We start from the raw sequence: 22,384 nt of genomic DNA, 5'->3' as shown, positions 1-22,384 counted from the left end.
TCGTCATTCGCTTCATTCAAAAGAGACGCTGATCGTTTTATCGCTCTGAATCGCCCCGGGTTTCATAGACACCTCTTTGCCTTAAACTGAGGCCAATTAGGAGGTGCCATGAGCCCCGAAGAATTCAAAATCCAAGCGGTCAATCAAGTGACCGAAAAGAAGCTGCCTGTCGCTGAGGTAGCGGCACGTCTTGGTGTGTCGACACATAGCCTCTATGCCTGGATAAAGCGCTACAGAAAACCTCAAGAGGAGCGGCAGCAGGAGGATGATCAGCATGCTGAACTGCGACGCCTGCGAGCTGAACTCAAGCGCGTCACAGAAGAGCGAGACATATTAAAAAAGGCCGCCGCGTACTTTGCCAAGGAGTGCGGCTGAAGTACGCCTTTATCAAGCAGCGCGCGGGCGACTATACGATTCGACGGCTTTGCCTGACGCTGAAAGTCCATCCCAGTGGTTATTACGCCTGGTTGTCTGAGCCACAATCTGCGCGCACCAAAGACGACCAGCGACTGTTGGGTTTGATCAAGCATTCATGGCTGGAGAGCGGCGGCGTTTATGGCTATCGCAAAATCCATGACGATCTGCGCGAGGTCGGTGAAGATTGTGGTCGGCATCGTGTGGCGAGGCTGATGCGTCTTGAAGGTCTGCGCTCTCAGACAGGGTATCGACGCCGCCCTGGAAAGTACGGCGGTAAGCCAGCGGTCGCCTCACCCAATTTGCTGAAACGCCAGTTCGATGTCGTGGAACCCAACAAGGTTTGGGTCACCGACATCACCTACATTCGTACGTATGAAGGCTGGTTGTATTTGGCTGTGGTGCTGGATCTGTTTTCTCGTCAGGTCGTTGGCTGGTCAATGAAGTCGCAGATGACCAGTGATTGGGCCATTGATGCGTTATTGATGGCGGTTTGGAGGCGAAAGCCGAAGCAGGAGGTGATGGTTCACTCCGACCAAGGCAGCCAGTACAGCAGCTCCGATTGGCGCAGTTTTTTGAAGGCGAACAATTTGGTGGCCAGCATGAGTCGCCGAGGCAACTGTCATGACAACGCCGTAGCCGAGAGCTTTTTCCAGCTTCTAAAGCGGGAGCGAATCAAGCGGAAAATCTATACGACGCGGGAAGATGCTCGTAGTGATGTGTTTAAATTTCGAAATCGATTGCGATAGATCTGCGGAGCAAATGGAAAAGGCAGGCTAGAGGGGTTGAGTTCATCGGAAGGCTGTCCATTTAATTTTCAACACTGACAGATTGGTAGCTTGAAAGAACCTTTGGTAGAAGTTCCACCCAGACATATAATTTAACATAATATACATTACACGCAATGCCATATTGCCGAATTGACCCTGACACACAGATCTTGAAGCACGCAACCACCTCATCCAAGCGTCAGCTTTTCGATCAGCGCCCAATGCTCGGGAAATTGCTGACCGAGCTCTTGCCGGTCGCCCATTTCCATATCCGCGAAATCAAATCCTGGCGAAACCGCTTCACTGATCAAGCCGAATCCTGCAGCGCCTTGCATCACCTGCGAAGCTTTCCAGATTCCACCGGGCACGTGCAGCTGCAAGTATTGTCCGGCGAGAACGTCGTGACCCATCACGATGGTTTTCAACGTGCCGTCCGGAAAAATCAGCGTGTACTGAATCGGATCGCCCAGATGATAGTAATGAACGATGTCTGACTGGTTGAGATGGAAATGACCTATCGGAGAATCCTCGGTCAACAGATAAAAAATCGATGTCATGCAATGCCGTTGGCCACCCGCAGTTACAACCATGTTCTGGTCGTCCGATTGGTAGGTTCTGCGAAAGAATCCACCTTCGATATGGGGCTCAAGACCCAGGGTCTTGATCATTTCTCCAATTTGCAGGGTGCTTTGATTCATTTGCCGCGCGCCTCTCATTGGTGATTTTAGTGACACATTCGCAGCATTTATAAACATAACTCGACTAAATAGTGCTTTAGTCGAGTTGGCTTTTACTCTGGCTCGAAGCCGTACCAGAAAACCGCTCGACTTCCCCGCCCCTCAGTCTCAGCTAAGTTTCGCTGCGTATCGTCTCCCTTGCGCAAGTTCGGCGCTGCACAGGAGAGGCAACCCGCCCATGAAACCCCATACAGCCGGATGGCTCAACAAAGTACCCGAGGTGACGCTGTCATTCTGGGTGATCAAGATCCTGTCCACGACGGTGGGTGAAACCGGCGCGGACTTTCTCGCTGTCGATGCTGGCCTCGGCCTGGGCTGGACCAGCCTCGGCATGGCGACATTGCTGGCCATCGCCCTGTTCATACAGATGCGCAAAACCGCCTGTTCGCCCTGGATCTACTGGCTGACCGTGGTGCTGGTGAGTATCGTCGGAACGCAGCTTACCGACATCCTGACCGACGTTCTCGACGTCAGCCTGTACACCAGCACGGCGGTGTTTTCTGTCCTGCTGGCAGTCAATTTTCTGGTCTGGTACCGGGTGGAACACAACCTGTCGATCCGCGAGATCGTCACTCCTCGACGGGAATGGTTTTACTGGACGACCGTGCTCTGCACCTTTGCCCTCGGTACGGCGGCTGGTGACCTGGCCACCGAAGCACTGGGCCTGGGCTTCACCCTCGGCGCCGTGATTTTCGCCGCGCTGCTCGCTGCAACCCTGGTGGCCTGGCGCCTGGGCGCCAATGTGGTACTGGCCTTCTGGATCGCCTACATCCTGACCCGTCCGTTCGGTGCTTCTCTTGGCGACTTGCTGACCCAATCCAAGACCTACGGTGGCCTCGGCATGGGCGCCACCTGGACCAGCGCGATCTTCCTGTGCGTCATCGTCCTGCTGGTGGCGGTCGCGCAGATCAGCGTCGGCAACCGCAAACCCGTCACTCAGTAACGCTTATTAGTCCATCAAGGAATCGTCATGCGCCCTTTTCAACACATCATTCGCCACGTCGCCATTGTCTCGTCGATTTTTCTGCTTGGCATCGCCACCGGCTGCTCGAAGCCCGCCGACAAGCCCACTGCGGGCGCCCAATCCGGTGCGATGAGTGCACAAACCCAATCCGGTTCAAAACTGGGTGACCTGTCCGAGTTTCGCAACATCGCCGCCGACGTTGCCACGATCGTTGATAAAAACGACCTGCCGGGCGCGAAAGCCCGCATCAAGGACCTCGAGAGCGCCTGGGACTCGGCCGAAGCCGGGATCAAGCCTCGTGCCGCCAGCGACTGGCATGTCGTGGACAAGGCCATTGACCGCGCGCTCGACGCCTTGCGCGCCGGCAGCCCGCAACAGAGCGACTGCAAGGCCCGCATGGACGAGCTGATGAAGGCCTTCGATTCGATGAAAAGCGCGTAATAACCGAGCGGACAAACGCCGGTACAGGTGCTTCAATACAGGCGCGACGGTCATCACCGCCGCGCCTTTTTTCGGAGCGGGACATGCGCATATTGCTGGTCGAAGATGACCCGATGATCGGGGACGCCATCCAGGGCGCACTGAGTGATGCGAGCTACGCGACCGATTGGGTGAAAAACGGCCTTACCGCACTCTCGGCGCTGGAGACCCAGCCCTACGACCTGGTGCTGCTGGACCTCGGGTTGCCCGGCAAGGACGGGCTCGATGTCCTCGACAGCATTCGCGCCCGCAACAACCCGGTGCCTCTGCTGATTATCACTGCACGGGACAGCCTCGACGATCGCCTGCGCGGCCTCGACGGTGGCGCCGACGACTACCTGCTCAAGCCCTTCGACTTGGCCGAGTTGCTGGCCCGCATGCGCGCCGTGCTGCGCCGTAACGGCGGGAGCGCCCAGTCATTGCTGGACAACGGCGTGGTGGCGCTGGACCTGGTGTCGAAACAGGCGAGCACTGCCGAAAACCCCGACGTGCAACTGTCCAGCCGCGAGTTCGCCCTGTTACAGGCCCTGTTGATCCGCCCGGGCGCGATCCTCTCGCGCAGCGAACTCGAAGACCGCCTCTACGGCTGGGGCAACGAAGTGGAAAGCAACGCCGTGGAGTTTCTGATTCATTCGCTGCGGCGCAAGCTGGGCAACCAGGTCATCAAGAACGTCAGGGGTATGGGATGGATGGTTTCAAAAAGCGCTTGATCGACTCGGTGCAGGTACGGCTGTCGGTCGCGCTGTCGCTGGCCATCCTGATCGTGGCGGTGCTGGCCGGGGTGTTTGCATTCGTCTCGGCCCTCGACGAAGCCCATGAAATGCAGGATGAAACCTTGCGTCACGTGGCCGTGCTGTTCGATCGGCAGCAGATGACCCTGCACTACCTCGCTGCCGAAAAAATCGCCGGCGACGACGAAGAATCCAGGGTCATCGTGCAATACCTGGCCGACAGCAGCAAAGCCGCCGGCCACACTGACGACAGCGTCATACCGCTGCCCTTCCCTACGACGCTGGCCGATGGTCTGTCGACCTTGAATATCGTCGGCGAAGACTTTCGTATTCTGGTCAGGACCACCGCCCGGGGCGAGCGCATCGTCGTCGCCCAGGAAGCCGATGTCCGCGACAAAGAGGCACGCGAGAGCGCCTGGCGCAGCCTGCTGCCGTTTCTCATTCTGTTTCCGGTGCTGTTGCTGGTGGTGAGCGATCTGGTGCACAAGCTTTTTCGCCCCATTGCCACCCTCTCCGATGACATAGACCGACGCGACAAACACCCCCTGCACCCTATCGACGAGAACCATCTGCCAAGCGAGATCCGCCCTTTCGTCGTGGCCATCAATCGCCTGCTGGCACGGGTTGCACAGTCCATGGAAACCCAGCGCCGCTTCATCGCCGACGCCGCCCACGAACTGCGCTCGCCCATGACAGCCCTGTCCCTGCAAGCCGAGCGACTGAAAGCCACACCCATGCCGACGCAAGCCGTCGAGCGCCTGCTGCCGCTGTCTCGCGGCATAGAGCGCAGCAGAAAGCTGATCGATCAATTGCTGGCCCTGGCCGCCGCACAATCGAACGCCGAGCGGCCGCAGACCAGGGTGTCGGTGCATGAGGTCTATCGACGGGTGCTGGAGGACCTGTTACCACTGGCGGAACGCAAGAACATCGACATCGGTGTTGATAGTAGCGAAGACGTGCAGGTCGTCATCAACGAAATGGACCTGCTGATCCTGGTCAAGAACCTGGCAGACAACGCAATCCGCTACACCCCTTGCGGCGGACGCGTCGACCTGTCGGTGGAGCTCGCACAGGAAACCGTGATCCTTCAGGTCAAGGATTCCGGCCCTGGCATCACCGCCGATGAGCAACTGCGCGTGTTCGACCCCTTCTATCGCAGTGTGGGCACCGAAGAGGCAGGCTCCGGGCTGGGCTTGTCCATCGTCAGGGCCATCGCCGAGCGCACCGACGCTCGCGTGCGCCTGAGTTTCTCGGACGAGACGAACAAGCGCGGGTTATGTGTCTCGATCGAGTTGAAAGGAGGCTCAGGCTAAATGTCTATGTATTACAGTGTGTCAGTGCGACTTCTCGATACACTGACTTTCATCCGGGCCTGCGATTCGACACAGGCCGGATACATTGCCGCGTTTCAATGCAAGCCAGGTTTGAAGGGGCTCGGACCGGACCCCTGACCCATGGCTGGTAATGGAGACATCCCATGAAGATGGCACTGCGCAACAGCAACCCCCGCAACACTCGCCGCCACCTGGTCGGCCCTTCGATCCTCGCGCTTACGCTGTTCGGCGTGCTCGGCGCGGCCCACGCGCAAACGGCCGCCACCACGCAGCCAGCGGCGACCCCTGCCGCTACCACGCAGGCGGCGCCCCTGCCCTTCGGCCCGCTCAAGCATGTCAACGCCGGACTGCTGAACGTGGCGTACGCCGAAACCGGCCCGGCCAACGGGCCGGTGGTGATCCTGCTGCACGGCTGGCCGTACGACATTCACAGCTATGACGAGGTCGCACCGTTGTTGGCCGCCAAGGGCTATCGGGTGCTGATGCCCTATGCACGCGGCTATGGCGATACGCGTTTCCTGTCCGTAGAAACCGAGCGCAACGGCCAGCCGGCTGCGCTGGCCAGTGATGTCATCGACTTCATGGATGCCCTGAAGATCAAACAAGCAGTGCTCGGTGGCTATGACTGGGGTGCGCGTTCGGCCGATATTGTCTCGGCGCTGTGGCCGGAGCGGGTCAAGGCACTGGTCTCGGTCAGCGGTTATCTGATCGGCAACCAGGCAGCCGGCAAGAACCCGCTGCCACCCAAGGCGGAATTGCAGTGGTGGTATCAGTTCTACTTCGCCACTGACCGCGGACGCGCCGGTTACGAGAGAAACACCCACGACTTCGCCAAGCTGATCTGGCAACTGGCTTCGCCGAAATGGGCGTTCGATGACGCCACCTTCGACCGCAGCGCCAGGGCACTGGACAACCCGGACCATGTCGACATCACCGTGTTCAACTACCGCTGGCGCCTGGGCCTGGTCCAGGGCGAAAGCCGATACGAAGCGCTGGAGCAGAAACTGGCCACGGCGCCGTCCATCAGCGTGCCGACCATTACCCTGGAAGGCGATGCCAACGGCGCGCCCCACCCTGCCCCCGAGGATTACGCCAAGCGTTTCACCGGCAAGTACCAATTCCGGCTGATCAGCGGCGGCATCGGCCACAACCTGCCGCAGGAAGATCCGCAGGCGTTCGCCAAGGCGGTGATCGATGCGGATCATCTTTGAGGGCCGATCCGGCATTCGCCTGCTGTTGCCGAATAACCACCTTCGTGGGCACGGTCCCTTGTAGGAGCCAGCTTGCTGGCGATGGTCGTAAACGATAACGCGTGTGAACTGGATAAACGCGGTGCACTTGAGTCCATCGCCGGCAAGCCGGTTCCTACAGGGTATGCACCTGATCAGTCATCCAGCGTTCAATGCCCCTTTCAGCCTTGTTCGGGTAGGTCCAGCCCAGCGCCACAATAAAAGAAGGTTCTCTTGATACTGTAAACCGGACATCGGCTCCCCCCGGCATCCGCTTCCGAAGCAAACCTCAGGTCGACGACTGACAGGCGCCCTTTTCCGGTACCAGACGAATATCGACACGACGGTTGGCTCCCCGCCCCGCCTCGGTGTCATTGCTGGCTATCGGTTGACTGGCGGCAGCCCCCCGAACGGCAAAGCAACTGGCCGGGATGTCACCCATGCGTTGCATCCAGTCGTGCACGCTGGCGGCGCGGGCCTGGGACAGTCTGATGTTCTCTTCAGGATTGCCCGTGGCATCACTGTGCCCGGTGATGACAATCAACAGGTCTGGCTGAGCCTTGATGTCGACCAAGGCATTGATCAGTACCTTGGTCGAGCCGGGCTTGAGCGTGGCACTGCCTGCCTCGAACAGTGACAGACTGCGCAGATGCACGGGTTCGCCGATGTCCTGCTTGTGCTGGAAAAAGGCCAGATGGCGGGGCCCGCCCTCAGTAACCGAAATTGTCACCCAGCCCTGCCACCACAATCCACAAACCAGAATCAAGGTGGTGGCCACAGCAGACACCCACAGACGGATACGCCGCGTTTTTTTTCGCTGTTTTGAACCCGATAAATCGGGCAGCGGTGGGCTGGGAATGATTATCACCGGCATGAGATATTCCGGCACGTACTCCCTGATCGAAGGCAGCCCCGGTGCGTTCGACAAGCGCCTTGCCTGCGTCCGCTGCAGGAAATTGCCGACTTGTTGAGCCAATGCCAGCAGCGTTTGCGGAGCAATCAGCCCCCTGCATTCCAGGCGCGCGTTCAATCGCTCAAGCTCGGTGCCCAACTGGACAAGCGTCGGCAAGTGCCGCGAACTGATGGCCACACCCCGCAGCAAAGCCTGCAGTTGACCGAATAGCCAGGCCAGAATGTCCAGGCGCGCAGACTCCAGAGGTGGCCACACACCCGCCCAATCGCCGAGCAATGTCTCGATCAGTGACACCCCTTGCACCATGCCATCCAGGCCATAGCGTTGACCGTTTGCCAACGCGAAAGCCGCAGCGCTTTGCAGATCCGCGCCATTTTTCTGGAACAACGCCAGGCACAACTGCTCTATCCGGCCCCAATCCAAGTCCGGACACGCCGGATGGCTCAGATGGGCCAGTTCATCGCGAAGTGCGACAAACTCGTCAAAGTCCCGTGGATCACCACCTGCCCGCACATGAATCGCAAACAACCCGGTCATTTCCTTTCCTTCCTTTTGCCTGTCCGATGTCACGGCGTCGACAGGTAGCTCTGCCGTTTGAGGTGACGCATGAGTACCTTGCCTTCAGGCGCCAGAGTGGTGCCGAAGGTCACCCGTTTGCCGCCTTTGAGTTGCATGTCGAGGGCATACTCCAGATGGCCCGGCAGCACCTGTGCCAACAAATCGATGCTGACTGCGGCCAAACGCGGTTCGTACTTGAGCAGGGTCTTGCTCATCGTCTTCATCAGGTCATGGGCCGTGGCGGGCAATCCCTGCAGGATCACGCCCATGTCCGGCAAGCCGTAGTCCGGCAGGTGGCTGAGCGTGCCGGCGCGGCTATTGAGGATGCGTTGCAGATTGTCCAGCACCGACAGGATTTGCTGGTCTTCTTCGCCGACTCGATACAGTTCCAGTTCGCCATCGAAGTTCTGCAGGAGCATTTCATACAGCGAAGGGTTGAGATCGGTCATTGCCTACTCCTTCGCCAATGGCCGCAATGTCAATCGGTTGTCTCCCAGCTCGATCACCCGAGGCTGGTCCGGTTCAAGGTCATTGCGGGCCAGGGTCAGGCGCCAGGTGTTCATTCGGGTGTCCGGTTGACGGAACAGACCGACCACCGTGACGAATTTTGCGTCCCTGTTCATGGGCACGCTCAGTAACGCACCCTCGCCGGGTTTGATCACCACGGCATGCGCGTCCAGCAGATCGGCACTGAGTTTGCTGTCGCCATGGCTGAGCAGGCTGTCATAGCTGGCCTGCTCCACGGCTTTGCGGTCACGCAATTGGTACACCCGCACCAGGGTCGGAACTGACAATGCACTCATGTCCGTTTCATCGGTGTTGTTCGCCGCTCGACCGGAAAAGTCCAGGTGCAGCGTCGTGACCTGCTTGTAGAACACGGCCCGTGCCGCCGAGGCGGTGCTGTCCGAGACGGTCTGGGTCAACCCGCAACCGCCGAGCAAGGTGCCCAGCGTCACCCATGCCAATGAATTACCCAGCGTACGCAACATGCTGTACCTCCCTGTTCCGTGGATTCTGCGAAAGGCCCAGGTAGCGACCAAGGTTGATGGTGATGGTGTCGTGCTGCGCGGTTTGACAGGCGTCACTGCCCTGCGCCAATACGCCGGTCATGCCAAGCAATACCTGCGCATGGCCCAATACCGGCGCTGGCTGGCTGCGCATCGGTAGCTGCAACTGCAGTTGCGCAGTGCAGCGCCAGCCCAGGTACACGCGCAGCAACACCAGCAGGTCACTGTGCAACTGTCCCCCCGGCAACCAGCCGTTGGCCTCGCGGGTGTCCTCGGTGAAAAGTCCAAGGAGCAACTGGCTGTTGGCGTCGTGTCCGGTATGGCCCAGTGGCATGCCTTGGGACAGGCTGACGGGGTGGCTTGCGGACAGACCGGCCGGTTGCAGCAAAGGGACTTTGCGAGGCCAGTGTGGAGTCACCCGCGCTTGAGTGTTCGGTGCCAGCAGCCTGACCAATGCGCTGATGCCTTCGGCGTTTCGGGTTGGCAGACGCATGACACTGAGCAACGCGAGAAAACGCGAAATCGGCGTGGCGATCCGCCCGGCGGTGCCGGGTATGCCGAGGCCGATCAGGCCGAGCAAACACTGCGAGGTCTTGTCGGTCGCGCCGGATTCGAATGTGGCCGGGTACGAGTACTTGCGCCAGATCCGGTAGAACTGGGTGAAGATCCGGTGGTTGAAAATGTCGAGGAACGCTTCCAGTGCCTCGTGCCCTTCCCGGCGTTGGGCAATGTCGTCGACGAACGCCGTGGGCATCGGTGAATCGACACCGTACAAACCCAGCAAGCGGGTACGCACCGTGGCCGGGCGTTGCGGATGTTCCTCATCGACCTCGATGGACTTCAATTCGCCGGCCGGAAACCCCATGCCGGGATCCGGTCGAAACCGCACCGGATCATCCGCCACACGCGCGGTACTCCCCAAAGGCGGATGCCCGGGCAATGACTGTTCCAGCAACTGACAGAAACGATACAGACTGGCCTCGGCCACCCGCCCCTGCAGCGTTTGCAGCAAACCGCCGGCTTTCAACCGGGAATACGCTGACTGTGGTTCTCGTTCCATCGCAAGCACTTCCCGGTCGGTTGAAGGATCAGCGTGAGCTGGTTGAACAGGTGAATGTCGGCATACAGGCCGAAGAAGCGATTGAGCATTTCGCCGAACAGGCTGATATCGCCTTCGCCACAGAAGCCGTTGGCGTCGAGGGTCACTTCGATATCCACCCCACGCAGCAGAAAACCCTTCTCGAAACGCTGGATCAGGTGATGCCTGACCTCGACGATCGCTTCCAGGCGCCGCCGGTTCAGTTCACTGCCCGTCCAGTCATACAGCGCCAGAGTGCCTCGCAACACCTCGGCACTGTCGAGCATCGGCAGGAAGTTCGAACCCAGGTGACTGAGCACCCGCCAATGGAAACGGTCACGGTTCGGCGGATAGCACGGCAAGGTGGGTGCACACAGGTTGCGTACCCGCAAGCGGGACTGAGCGGACTGCGCGACGGTATCGAGCAGCGTGCTTTGCAGGGCCTTGCGCGGCAGTTGCCCGTTGGTACCCGTCAGTCGCAACGACAGGCCTTCACGCTGAAACAGCCGGTCCTGATCGAAGCCTTCGCCACCCAGAATCAGCCAGGTGTCATGCAAACCATTGGCGCCCTGGCGCAAACGCGTATGGAAATAACGCTCTGGCGCCTCGTCACGCAGCATGCCGCCCTTGTGGCGAAAACTGCTGAATGGCACATAGTCATGCCGCTCGGCGTTCTTCGAAGACGTGACCTGATCCACCGAATAGATCTCGGTGTGACCGTCCTGCAGACGCATGGGGCGCAGCAGGTAGTCCGTTTGCAAGGGGGCGAGTTCCAGTGGATCGGCTTCCAGCGCAAACAGATTGATCACCGGTACGGCATGCAGGCGAATGTGCTCGACACTCAGATCGAAGCCATGCGGCCATGCCTCGCCGAGGACCACGTCCAACTCGAACCAGGGTGTACCTGGCTTGAGGTTCAGGTGCTGCAGTCCGCAAAGGGTCACGAACATGAATTTTTCGCGGAACGTGAAGTACTCCAGCAACAACTGATAGCCGCTGAACGCGCTGTCGCCCTTGGGCCACAGTCGATCTTCGTCGGCAAATCCCTTGGGCGCAAAATGGCCCTCCAGCGCCTGGCGATCCGAATCACCCGCGCATCGCACGTACAGCGCCTGAGCCTTGAGGGTCAGCGCTTGATGCAACGCGCTGGCCAACGCCGCATCGGCATTGAGATACAGCGGCAGGCAGCTCAGGTCGACCTGGCTCCAGTCGGTCATTGTTCCGCAGGCAAAGCGCAGGCGCAGCACCGAGCGCCCGTCCGGCTCCTGGGCATGTCGTACAGACGCCATGGCCAGCGGGTGCAATGTCAGGTCCTGGGTGGTGGTGTAACTGCATCGGGTGCGTTGCGGTCCGATGGGCTGCGACAGCACTTCAAAGCCCTTGCCGATTCGTTCGCTGAGCTTCATCTGTGCGAGCTCCGGCGCCAGTTCGACGATCGACAACGAAGCGATGGTGCGCAGGTAATGGGGCCACAGCAGGCTGACCAGCCCTTCGGTCAACTCCGGCAAGTCATCGTCGAGTTTTTCACGCAGCCGTCCCATGAGGAAGGCAAAGCCTTCGAACAGACGCTCCACATAAGGGTCTTGCGCCCCTGGTTTATCCAGGTTCAGTTGCGCGGCCCGGTCGGGGAACGCCTCTGCGAACTCCTTGCCGGCCTCGCGCAGGTAACGCATCTCCGCGTCGAAATAACGCAGCGTCAGATTTTCCGTGTTCACAAATAAATCCTGATAAATGAGGTTCAGCCGCAGAGCACTGCGGCGCGTACCGGATCGATGGCTACCAGCGCCGCTAGCAACGCGTCCATGCGCCGGGCCAGCGCGGGTTTATCCGCGTCATTGCGTTGCGCTTTGAGGCGCAGCAATTTGAGCAGACGGGCCTTGACCTCAAAGTTCAGGTCCGGCTCCCACTCCGCCAGAGCCTGGCGCTGGGCGATGGCATCCAGTTCACCCAGCAGGTGAATGGCCAGGTCGCTCTTGCCGTACTGCTCGGCCACCCGCGCCATCAACAGGCGCAGCAGCCAGCGCTGACGGCCTGTGTGCACGTCGGGCCGTGCGGCCAGCCAGGCCAGCGCCGCCTCCACCCCATCGCTGTCGGCGTGCGCCAGAGCCTGGGCTTCCAGGGACAGGATCCCGGTATCTGCCTCGATGGCTGTCGTCGCCGGAGCAGGCAACCACTGTTGGGTCTGATTACCGCTGACATGCTGAGCGATCCACTCGCGAGTGGTCTCGTCGGCGAACGGTGTGCCGTCGCTCCAGCACAGGGCTTCCAGGCCCGGGAGCCGCTCAAGGAACATCCCCAGGTCGCGCTTGGCCACATCGGCCCAGCTGTCCAGCGGCGCGGATTGCTTTCTCAACGCCTGGTACACATACCACTGCAGATCCAGCCAGAAATGATTCACGCCCTCGGCGAACATCCCTTCGACCTGATCCAGCAGTTCCTGCCAGTTCTGCTGCAGGTGCAGTCGCTTGAGCTGTGCCTTGTAGTCACCACGTGGGGGGGCCAGACGGGTATTGCCGTTGATGTCCTGAGGCGGCGGCTGATGCAGCGTGTCCCAGCGCAGGCTTTTCATCAGCCGATGGGCCGCCAGCCAGCCCTGGGGTTGTTCACGCAGATAGCCCGCCAGGGCCCGGCCACTGTCCAACAGATCGCGCCCGGACTTGATGGACGTGACACCCGGCACATCCGATGGGGTGTTTGCTTCATGACTGGCACTGTTCTGCGGCACCAGAGCATCCACCCCGCCGGACTGCGCCAACCGTGCAGACAACGCGGCATACAGCGCGCCCAAGGCCGGGCGCTGATCCTGCGGCCAAGCGTCAAGCCCCTGCTCCAGCCAGGCCAGCGCCGCGACCGTGCGCTCAGCTTCACTGCGCACAACCTCCGGATACAGCGACAGGCTGTCCAGCACCTTGCTGCCGGCCAGCCACTCCAGGGCCATCTTGCGGCTGTTGGCCCGCACAGGCAGCACCTGCTGCGGGTAATGCCCGACCAGCGCGGCCAGCAGGCCAAGGCCATCGGCGAGTCCGGCCTCGCCGTCTTTGTGCAAGCGGGCCCACAGGTAGTAAGTGGCGACGCGCAGGTCCTTGCAGCTTTGCCGCAGAAGTTTTTCAGCCAGTTGCGCCACCCGCTCGGCGTCCGCGCCGGACAACTTGTTGACCTCTTCGCGCATGCGCTGGAAATCATCGTCGTAACCGGGATCTTCACCCACAGGGGCATCTGCGCTGATGGGTTGCAACCAGGCTTGCCAGCGCCCTGAAGTTTCCCGGGCCAGTGCCAGGGCATCGCGCTCGCCCAGGCAACTGCTGATCAATCCTTGCAAACTCATGGCACCTCCCCGTTCTGTGCATAAGGCTCGGCGTTGTTGCCCTCGCCGAGAAAAATCTGCGTCGGCAGCTTGAAGCCACGCAACTTGAGCAGCGCCAGCGGTCCCGCGCCCAGTTCGGTGCGCAGGTGCCAGGTCAGGCCCAGGCCGTCCGGGGCCTTGAGCACCATGCGGTAGTGGCTGTCGCCGTCGTCCAGCGTGGTAACCCGAGCCTGTTCCAGCAGGCGGATCAAGCCCCAGGTGCCCTGATAGTCACCGAACAGACGCTCGCCGGCCTGCACGCTGGTCCAGGTCAGGCTCACCCCCGGACGGTCGCTGTAGCCTGGCCAGCTGAAGCGCTGCCAGCTTTCCTTCTGGTTGAAGTAGTGGTGTTTTTCGCCGTTGAGGATGAAGGTGGTCTGCACCACGTCGCGCACCGGCTTGGCCCGCAGTTCGAACCCCAGGCCGAGGCCGCCGTCGGTGAACAGCACATCGGCCAGGTGGCTGAGTTGGTTGAGCGCCGCGAGAAACTGCGGGTTGATGCGCAGGCCCTGGCTGTGCCGCGAATCGGCCACCCAGCGCTGGCCTTCCTTGCGCAACACACCGCCCAGTTGCTGTTGCAGGAACTGCTCGATGCGTCCGGAGTCGGCACGGATCATTTGCCCCAGCATCGGCAATGACGCATCGCTGGTGGTCGCCACGAACGGATAACGCCCGGCAAACGCGCCGTGCCAGTCGCTGACGATCGCCCGTTGCCACTGGCGGTTGAGGCTCGCCGCCGACGGTTGCAACACCCGTTGCCAGGCCTGTTCCAACGGCTGCACGAACAGGGTCTGGCCGACCCCGCCCCACTCCGCCCCCAGGCTGGCGGCGATCAGGCTGCCGTAGGCGCGGGTGTCGGTGAGGTCGACGCTTTTGCCCTGGAACACGGTTTGTGCCAGGGCCTGGGTCATTTCCTGCGGGTCGGCGGCGTTGCTCACCTGCTGCAGTTTCAGGCGTACCCGGGTGACGCGGGTGAGGAAGGCCTGCAGGCTCAGCCGGTCGTTGTCGTTCTTGCCTTCGGCCTCCTTGCCCAACAGGGCCAGCAGCGGACCGAAGGTGGCGTCCAGCGGGCCGCTCGCACCGGGGGCCTGTTGGTCGATCAGCGGCACCTTGTCCTGGGCTATCAGTTTCTGCGCGGAGTGGATCAACGACGCGCCCAGGGCCGGGCCGCGAGTGCCGGCCTGGCCCTGGTACGCCAAGGTGTTCATCAGCGCGATCAGCGGCGACTGGCGCACGTCGCTCATCAGGGTCAACTGGTCGATCACCTGATCCAGGCTGCCTGTCGGTTGCCAGTTCAGGCGATTGAGCAAGTCCAGCCAGGCGCTGGCGTAGTCCTGAAAGTAGCGCTCGGTCAGGCGTTCCTTGAGTTGCTCCGGGCTCAAGTCGGCGGCGAGGCTGGCGGGATTGTCGCTGAGCACCCAGTCAATCTCCTCGCGGCGAGCCTCAGCGACCTCGTCGATGGCTTGGCGGACCTGGCCCTCCCAGGCTTGGCGGGTGAACACCCCGGGCACGCTGGCCGTGGTGGCGAACAGAGCGCGGGCGTCGGAGTCGCCGACCATCTGCTGCAAGCCCAGGGCCGGGTAGTGATTGGCCGCCGCATCGAGCACCCGGCGGTACAGGCTGGCTTCGCCATTGCGCTGGCCCAACTGGCCGAGCAGTACCTGGCGGGCCTGGGCCACCAGTGTCGGGTCGGCCTCGATGCGCCAGGCCGGATGGGCCGCCAGGTGCTCGGCATAAAACTGCCAGAGGCCGGGTGACAGGCCCTGCCAGAGCCCCGGCGTCATGTCGGCGCGCTGCGCCTGAGTCTCGACCAGCACCTTGGCGAGGAAAGCCGCGTCGGCTTTCTCCGGGCGCGCCAGCATCAAGTAGGCCTTGAGCTGCGCGTAGGCGGCCGGGGCACGCTTGGCGCGTTCGGGGCTGGCGGGTGGCAGCTGGATCAGAGCCTTGAGTTGCTGCTGCAGCTTGGTCACGGCCGGGTCGCGCAGCAGCCGCTGGTTGGCCTCGACGTAGCGCGGCCACAGCACGGCCAGCAGCACATCGTTTTGATTCAAGCCAAAGCGCTGATACCAGGGCGCGCCGTGCGCGGCGCGGTAGTCCAGGCGCCCCAGTTCACGGGTTAACTCGTTGAACGCCAGCAGTTGTTCGTCGGGGCTCTGCGACTGTTCGAGAGAGACCAACGCGGTCTGCACCTGGGCAATGTGCAGGCGGTTGCCGATGAACGACAACAACAGGCCGGCACCCCAGACCAGGGCCACGGCCAGTGCCAATCCATAAGCCACGCGCGGCGTGCTCCAGCCCAGACGACGGCTCGGCAGTTTTTGCTCGCCGAGCACGCCGTGCCAGGCCGGGTCCATGGGCCAGAAGTGCTCTTCCGTGCCCTGGGTTTTACCGGGCAACGGCAGACTGAACCACAGCCCACGCAACGCCACATCCTGCCGGAAGCTGCCGAACCATGGCGCCAGTGCCTGGCGCCAACGGGCCACGCCTTCGACCTGCAGGTCTCGCGCCAAGCGCAGCAGGAAATCATGATCGGGTCGCGTGTTCATCTGCGCCCAGCCTTCGCTGCGCAGCGGCGCAAGCAGACTGTGCAGCGACGTTTCCAGGGCCTGCGCGCTCAGGCGTGACGGCAGCGCGCAGCCGACCGCCTGGCTCGGGCGCTGGTCCTGCTTCCACCCACTGGCGCAGACCTGCCACAGGTGCAGCGGCAACGACCAGCCCAGGGTGCGCGCCAGGCCCTGCAGGTGATTCACGCCGCGACGCATCGACCCGTCGTCGGCGCTCTGCGCGGTGTTGAGCGCCCAGATCACGCCGTCGAGAGCACGCCAGCGGGTCAAGACGCGACAGCGCTCAAGCACCGCATCGTCCAGTTTATTTTGCACACTCCCGCCCCAGAGCAGCACGGTGTTCTGGTCAACCAGCCAATGGTCGCGGGTCAAGCCGGGGGCGATGGCGTCGATCTGCTCGGGTTCGCCGACGATCAGCAGGAGGCGGATTTTTTGGCGCCAGAAGCGGCCGTGGCGCGCCCGCAGCGAGGCTCTAATCCTGGCAGACCATTGTTTGTCCTGAGCGCCAGTCGAATTTGCAGAAGGCATTTGCCCAGGCTGGGGCACATCATCCGACTCAAACGGTTGATAAGAAGCACTCCCTATCCACTGGCCAAACAAATGATACCCACCCTGGAACACCATCACGACAAGGGTGGTCGCCGAGCTTACCGAAAGCCAAAGTGTTTGCCGGGTACTACCCGATGCCATGCCCAACGACTCGGGGTGACGCCAGAGCAGCACACTCAAGACCACTCCAGCGAGCAACAACACACTCACCAGCACACCCAACCCTACAGAGCGTCGAAACTGCATTCGATATTCCTATTTCAAAAGGGGTGACACGGGCATCAACACCGTGCTCCAAAGGCCATCGGCGGCAGCACCGCCACTGAAAATGAACTGCGGTCCGGCGCCGCGCTCAATGGTCTGCGCCGCGGCGGCAACAGCCAGCCAAGGTGATGCTTTCCCCGCTTGTCCAAGCAACGTGTCGAGGTTGCAAAAATTCTGCGGCGGCTTGACCGGCATGGGGACGTCAAGCATCACGCTCTCGACATGGCGTGGCGCGCCTACCCCAGCCCGCCAGGCCTGTTCGATCGAGTGTGCTTGCAGCGGCACCCAGTCGAGGGCCTGACGCGCGGAACCAAGCAAACCGGCATCGGTGGGCTCGCGCTGCTGTTCAGGGCGGTGGAGATAGGCAACAGGCGGTAAGACCGACTGCGTAAGCCGGTTGCCGAACAACAGCCCAACGGCCACTTCTGCCGTGCCTTCGGGCTGGTCCGGTGCGAGCTGCACTGCCAACACCATCAGCAACGCCTGATCGTCAATGCGCTGATCCAGCCAGCGATCCACCGCGGCCAATCCACTGCCCTCGACGGGGACCGTCGATTGACGGATGCCGGACTCTCGCCATGCCTTTTGCCATGCTGGACGCCATTGGTCCTCGGGCAATCTGCAGTCGACCTCCAATAACAGGGCCAGAGGCTTATCGTCAGGCGCTTGTGAAAGGATTTGTGCCAAGTCAGCGAGCGCCTGGGTCAATACACTCAAGAACACCGCTTCGAGGTCTTCATCCGGGTCTTCAAGCAAACGGCTGTGCCTCAACGGTGCACCGCCCATCCTGAACGGTTGCGCTTTCAGCGCCTCTGTCCCGCTCCGCAATGCGTCGAGTTGCGACGCGGGCTCGGCCGCTGGATCCCGCAGTGCGGTGTAATAGCTCACCCCTAAAACCTGCTGCGAGCGTCGACCTTTACGAAGCCTGCGGCTCAGGTCTTTTTCGCGGGCGTCATCCCAACCATCGGCAGCAGCCTGTTCGCCGATATGTAATAGCACTCGCCCGAAGCCCAGTACACTCCAGCCCAGGAACGACAGGCCTAAGGCCTGGCTCCAGAAATCATAAGGCCGCTGACGCCATGGTTCGTCGCCGAACAACAAGCTCCCTCCCACTCCGAGCAAAAGACACAGTAAAAGCAAACCGAGCCAAAGCCAGAGGCGAGGTCGTGCAGGGCGTAGCGCGGGAGGCGGTAGATTATCCAGTCTGACGGACATGATTAACTTACCCCTGCGTCAGGTAGCAAGGACATTAATGCAGAGCAACTGGAGCAAGAATGACCATCACACATAGTCGAAGAGTTGTCTTTAGACACGGCGTGACCCTTGGTGATGATTGTCACCAATGCAGATTTTCCTTTCATACATTACTCCTTTCAAAAAAACTCAACACTGTGCTTAACCACACAACCACACACTTAAAATCCAAACACTTAGCGAACCCCCTATCAGCGACCCACTCACACCGACCTCAAAACAAACAACACCCCTCACAACACCCCGCCCACTTAACCAACCAACTTTATTTTTTACATTGCTTGAAACTTCATACGAGCCAAGCAGCTCCTTTTTTCTTCCGCATAAACAACCTCCGTCAATTCACAGTTCTTTTCATAATATCCGACCTCTTCAGGAGAACAATCATAAGCTTCAATATATGACAAAACCTCCTCCCTCGTCCTTGAGGAAATCCCGCCAATTATAGAGAGCGAACTATAGAAACCATCACCTACCGTACCTATCTCCAAGTAAATCAGCTCCACCAACCTTGATGACGTCAAGGAAACAAGACACCCTACTTTCTCAATTTCAGACTCTTCACCCAGAGAGAAAGAGCCATAAGCGCTACTGCAATTGAAGTCTCTATATTTAATCCACGCTCGCTCCCCTTCCAAAAGCAATTTTTTATTTACAAACTGAGGACTCGACACCAAAATCCTGTATTGCTCATTAAGCTTCTCATCAATTCGCTTATATGAGGCAGTTGCGCACTTCAAAATCTCTCTGGTTAGTGAACTATTTGGATTGCAGTCGCTATCAGCATTAGCCAGCGAAGCCCAATACATAGCAGCACAACACACCATCAATCCCAGCAGTCGCATTTCAAGCCCCTCTCAAAAAGTTTAGCTTCTTCTTCTCTACGAACTATCAAACCTCTCAGCCCCACCTTTCCTTCCCATAGTCTTTTCATGGAACGAATCCTAAATGGAATTTTCTCTGGAACAAGGCCCAATAAGTCATCACTTATCTGTTTCATCTCCAAACGGGAATCGGCATTTGGCTGAGTGAAAGAATTCCCCCTATTAACCACAATAGATAGAAGTACGCCTTGACAATGCGGATGCAAGGCCAATACGCCGGGGTAAACACTTATCACCAACTGCGCATAACGCCTTTTCATTCTTACTGCAAGAACAAGGGCATTTTCTTTACTTATTGATATATGACCAACAAAGCCCAACGCGCTCCTAGCTTGCTCACCTTGCTTTCCGACAACAGCTATCAAAGCCTCAATATCCAACTGACTATAGACGTCAGCAAGATCATGACGAACTTGCGCTATCGTTTGCTGCCCCAAGTCATATCCATAGCCAACAGTAACTCCACTTGCACCTGCTGGCACATAGGGATATTCACTATATCCCTCCTGTTCCAAAATCAACTCAAATGACTCTTTAGAGACTACAAGTAAACCATCCGCGCTCTCCAGCTTGTAGGTTTCAACAGTACATTCTTTAGGACATTCACCTTTAAACCTAACTGCCAACCCAACCGGATGAAAGTGATACGGCCTCCCCCACGCCGGCAACCCCACGGTCTGCGCCACCTCACCCCACCAACTGATCTGCTCGATCCGCTGCTTCTCCGCCTCCCAGTTCCAGTGCGGCGTCGAGCCGCTGTGGCCGAGCAGTTCATCCAGTGCGTCCCATTTCGGCGTCTGGTGAAACCACTCGCTTTCCTTGCGCAGGATCATCTGCGAGATGGCTTGGGCCAGCGCCGGGAGGCGCAGGGCTGCCTGCAGTTCTTCGGCGGTGATCTTGCCGTCGCGGTTGCGGTCGATGATGGCGTACAGACGGCTTTTCATCGGCCCTTGGTTGTTTTTCTCGGCCAGGGGCCGAAAGCGCTCGCGTTGTGCGTCGTTGAAGCGGCCGACGGCACTGAAAAACGAGGCCATTTCGTGGCGCGGCGTGCTGTAGTCGAAAATCACGCCATAACCTTCCCACGACCACGGGCTGAGCCACGGGGTGACGCCAACTTCTTCGCACACCCAGCCATCGAGCAGGTTATGGTCCGCATCGTGCAGCAGCCGGTTCAGGCGATACCAGTTGCGGGCCTTACGGTACCCGGTCGCCGGCACGTGGATTTTGCCCTCGGACGGCAGGCTGTCGAGCACGCTCTTGGGGACTAGCAGGTCGGCGGCGCTGCGTGGGCTGGCGTCACTCGATGCCTGCAGGCGGGCGGCCGTGGCCGGCTCTTCATGCGGCACCACCGGCGTGCCCTCGACCAGCTTCAGCCAGGTGCGCTCTTTCGCCGGCAGGCGCTCGGCCCAGGCCCGACTGGCGTCGAGGAACAGATCGACGTCATCGCCGGTGAACACTTCCAGGTGCAGTTTTTCCTCGGGTCGCTCCGCGCGCATGTCCTGATACTCGCCGAGGTGCCCGATCAAGGCGCCGGCCTGGATCGGCACCGGCTGGTCGAGCACCACGATGCGGTCCGTGGCCTGCGGAGCGAGCTCGCTTTCCAGGGAGGCGAAATGCACGTATTGGTTGACGCGCTCCAGCTTGCGGAAATCCCCTTCGCCGCTGACCGTGACGACCGAGCCGGTCGGCAGCTGTAAAAGGACCTCACTGGTTAGGCTTGGCTGCGCGCGAACATTCACCGACGGTTGCGACGAGGTGACGCGGTACTCGCTGCCGCCGACGGGTTGCAGCAGGCTGGCGGCGAGGTAACCCGCCAGTGAGCCCTCGGCAGTGATCAACTTGGCGGGACCCTGGCGGTTTTCCAGGCGGCGGTAAGCCCCCGTGCCGCTGACGGACACTTCTGCACCGCGCGGCAGGAAGTCAATGACCTTGCCTTGTGAAGGTTGGTGACGCACGTTCAAGCCGTATTCCAGCGTGCCGGGGCGAATGTCTTTGGCGGTCTGCGGGACCCGCAGGATCGGACTCGCGGGCCAGTACGCCGGGCGCTCGAGGGCGTCATCTTTCTCGTATTTCGCCCAATCCTGCAGGTGCATGTACAGGCTGTAGAAAGTCAGGCTGGGCGGTATGTCCGCGCTGCCTTCAATCCTGGGTGGCTGCAGGCGATGGCGCACCAGGACGAAATTGCGCGAGAAGGGTTTGTCGACGGTCATTTGACCAACGTAATAACGCGTAGTCGGCGCGTGCGTGTCGATGCGGTACGCCACCACTTCACCGTCGGCCAGGCACCGCACGCTGGACTGATCCAGGGTGCCGGCGGTGCCCCCGTCGAAATGGATGCCGCCGTGGAACAGGCCGCTGCGGCCGACCGGGTAGTAACCGCCGGCGGCCTTGGCCAGGTGAGTCAGCTGCTCCAGTGGGTTACGGGTGTCCTTGGACCGCTGCTTGTCCTTGAACGGATGGCACCAGTTTTTCAGCGGCACCGGGCTCGCGGGCGTTGCAACGAACCGGGTATCGGGCGTCGGCAGAATGGGTGCGCGGGGTACCGCAGGCAGCGTAGGCTGCGAATACCTGTGCAGGCCGAACAGTCGGGCAAGCAAGCTGGCCATGTTGTATGTCGCTCCTTGTTATGCAAAAGGGATCAGGCAGAAAAATCCGAAAGGTCCGAGGACGTGGTTGGGTGCTCGGTCAATCGAGATTGCACCGGCATTTCCAGTGTTTGACTGGCCGCTCCGCTGTACTCGAAGTGCGCCGCCTTGACCTTGTGATCGCCGGCGGTCCCCGACTCGATGCCACACGTCTCCAGGCGCAGGTAGCTGCCGCCGCCGTTGAGGACGATTTTCTTTTTCGCGGTGATGTGGATTTCATCTTCGGTGCTGGTGATGTCCAGCCCATGCCGGGCGATCAGTTCCAGGCGGTCGTTTTGCGCCTGCACGCTGACCGGGCCCTGGTTGGCGATCAGCTTGAAGCCGAGCTTGCGCACGAACAGGCTCAGGCCCTGGCCCACGCCGATGAACAGGCGCTTGACCACACTGAGGTCGGCTTGGCCGCCGGCGTTGAGCATCAGGTTGTCGTGTGCGGCCAGTTGCAGGTGCTGGCCGCTGGTCAGGGCGATGCCCTGGGGCGCGCTGAGCAGCAGCACTGCGGCTTTCAGTTCGTCGAGTTGTTGGCGCATCAGCGCCAGTTGCGCGGGCACATCCGCGGGGTCGGCGTGGGCGGTTTGGGCGTCCGTGGACAGCTGTTGCAGTTGTTCGCCGGCCTGTTGCAGGCGGCCGACGGCGGCGGCCATGTCCAGCACCTGGCCCTGGGCTTTG

Annotated in this window: 18 protein-coding genes; 6 read left to right on the top strand and 12 right to left on the bottom strand. The window is 60.6% G+C overall.

The features are described from left to right. The first annotated feature begins 108 nt into the window (after positions 1-108). A protein-coding gene (locus AC1D19_RS26080) for an IS3 family transposase (protein ID WP_477765018.1) occupies positions 109-1,163 on the top strand; the annotation gives its coding sequence in 2 pieces (ribosomal slippage) (positions 109-334 and positions 334-1,163; 1,056 coding nt in all). Between the two features lie 209 nt (positions 1,164-1,372). Here the strand turns inward: AC1D19_RS26080 and AC1D19_RS26075 are convergent. Continuing rightward, the gene (locus AC1D19_RS26075; RefSeq protein WP_477754946.1) at positions 1,373-1,882 is read right to left on the bottom strand and encodes a cupin domain-containing protein; all 510 of its coding nucleotides are present in this window, start codon (positions 1,880-1,882) and stop codon (positions 1,373-1,375) included. Positions 1,883-2,099: 217 nt separating this feature from the next. On the opposite strand from AC1D19_RS26075, the gene AC1D19_RS26070 reads away from it, so the two are divergent. The 5 genes from AC1D19_RS26070 to AC1D19_RS26050 all read left to right on the top strand — a co-directional run bounded on the left by AC1D19_RS26070 (position 2,100) and on the right by AC1D19_RS26050 (position 6,641). Continuing rightward, entirely contained in the window at positions 2,100-2,864 is a 765-nt protein-coding gene (locus AC1D19_RS26070; RefSeq protein ID WP_477765017.1) for a COG4705 family protein, read from the top strand. A 27-nt stretch (positions 2,865-2,891) separates the two neighbouring features. Beyond that, a complete protein-coding gene (locus AC1D19_RS26065; RefSeq protein WP_477765016.1) occupies positions 2,892-3,326 on the top strand; it encodes a hypothetical protein in 435 nt (144 codons plus the stop codon). Between the two features lie 83 nt (positions 3,327-3,409). After that, positions 3,410-4,075, top strand: a complete 666-nt coding sequence (locus AC1D19_RS26060; RefSeq protein WP_477754943.1) for a response regulator — start codon at positions 3,410-3,412, stop codon at positions 4,073-4,075. After that, positions 4,051-5,409, top strand: coding sequence for an ATP-binding protein (locus AC1D19_RS26055; RefSeq protein WP_477765015.1), 1,359 nt, complete (start codon positions 4,051-4,053; stop codon positions 5,407-5,409). The genes AC1D19_RS26060 and AC1D19_RS26055 overlap by 25 nt, the downstream gene beginning before the upstream one ends. Before the next feature lie 164 nt (positions 5,410-5,573). Then, entirely contained in the window at positions 5,574-6,641 is a 1,068-nt protein-coding gene (locus AC1D19_RS26050; RefSeq protein WP_477765014.1) for an alpha/beta fold hydrolase, read from the top strand. Positions 6,642-6,948: 307 nt separating this feature from the next. On the opposite strand, the gene AC1D19_RS26045 is transcribed toward AC1D19_RS26050, so the two are convergent. The 11 genes from AC1D19_RS26045 to AC1D19_RS25995 all read right to left on the bottom strand — a co-directional run. Next, complete coding sequence (locus AC1D19_RS26045; RefSeq protein ID WP_477765013.1) at positions 6,949-8,109, bottom strand: OmpA family protein; 1,161 nt, start codon at positions 8,107-8,109, stop codon at positions 6,949-6,951. Positions 8,110-8,138: 29 nt separating this feature from the next. Then, entirely contained in the window at positions 8,139-8,579 is a 441-nt protein-coding gene (tssE, locus tag AC1D19_RS26040; protein WP_477754939.1) for a type VI secretion system baseplate subunit TssE, read from the bottom strand. A gap of 3 nt (positions 8,580-8,582) precedes the next feature. After that, positions 8,583-9,119, bottom strand: coding sequence for a type VI secretion system lipoprotein TssJ (tssJ, locus tag AC1D19_RS26035; RefSeq protein WP_477765012.1), 537 nt, complete (start codon positions 9,117-9,119; stop codon positions 8,583-8,585). Then, positions 9,100-10,197 carry a type VI secretion system baseplate subunit TssG gene (gene tssG / locus AC1D19_RS26030; RefSeq protein ID WP_477765011.1) on the bottom strand — a complete coding sequence of 366 codons (1,098 nt, stop codon included), beginning with the start codon at positions 10,195-10,197 and terminating at the stop codon, positions 9,100-9,102. The genes tssJ and tssG overlap by 20 nt, the downstream gene beginning before the upstream one ends. Then, complete coding sequence (tssF, locus tag AC1D19_RS26025) at positions 10,161-11,930, bottom strand: type VI secretion system baseplate subunit TssF (RefSeq protein WP_477765010.1); 1,770 nt, start codon at positions 11,928-11,930, stop codon at positions 10,161-10,163. The genes tssG and tssF overlap by 37 nt, the downstream gene beginning before the upstream one ends. Before the next feature lie 23 nt (positions 11,931-11,953). Next, positions 11,954-13,540 carry a type VI secretion system protein TssA gene (gene tssA / locus AC1D19_RS26020; protein WP_477765009.1) on the bottom strand — a complete coding sequence of 529 codons (1,587 nt, stop codon included), beginning with the start codon at positions 13,538-13,540 and terminating at the stop codon, positions 11,954-11,956. Further along, complete coding sequence (locus AC1D19_RS26015) at positions 13,537-16,917, bottom strand: ImcF-related family protein (RefSeq protein WP_477765008.1); 3,381 nt, start codon at positions 16,915-16,917, stop codon at positions 13,537-13,539. The genes tssA and AC1D19_RS26015 overlap by 4 nt, the downstream gene beginning before the upstream one ends. A gap of 9 nt (positions 16,918-16,926) precedes the next feature. Continuing rightward, the gene (locus AC1D19_RS26010; RefSeq protein ID WP_477765007.1) at positions 16,927-18,033 is read right to left on the bottom strand and encodes a hypothetical protein; all 1,107 of its coding nucleotides are present in this window, start codon (positions 18,031-18,033) and stop codon (positions 16,927-16,929) included. 428 nt (positions 18,034-18,461) lie between these two features. Then, the gene (locus AC1D19_RS26005) at positions 18,462-19,034 is read right to left on the bottom strand and encodes a lysozyme inhibitor LprI family protein (protein ID WP_477765006.1); all 573 of its coding nucleotides are present in this window, start codon (positions 19,032-19,034) and stop codon (positions 18,462-18,464) included. Beyond that, positions 19,016-21,679, bottom strand: coding sequence for a hypothetical protein (locus tag AC1D19_RS26000; protein ID WP_477765005.1), 2,664 nt, complete (start codon positions 21,677-21,679; stop codon positions 19,016-19,018). The genes AC1D19_RS26005 and AC1D19_RS26000 overlap by 19 nt, the downstream gene beginning before the upstream one ends. A 32-nt stretch (positions 21,680-21,711) precedes the next feature. Further along, on the bottom strand, positions 21,712-22,384 hold a 673-nt coding region (locus tag AC1D19_RS25995; RefSeq protein ID WP_477765004.1), incomplete at its 5' end, for a DUF2345 domain-containing protein.

Source organism: Pseudomonas sp. P1_C12, assembly GCF_056406435.1.
Note: the sequence above shows the minus strand (reverse complement) of the source record. Positions and strands in the feature narration are given on the sequence as shown.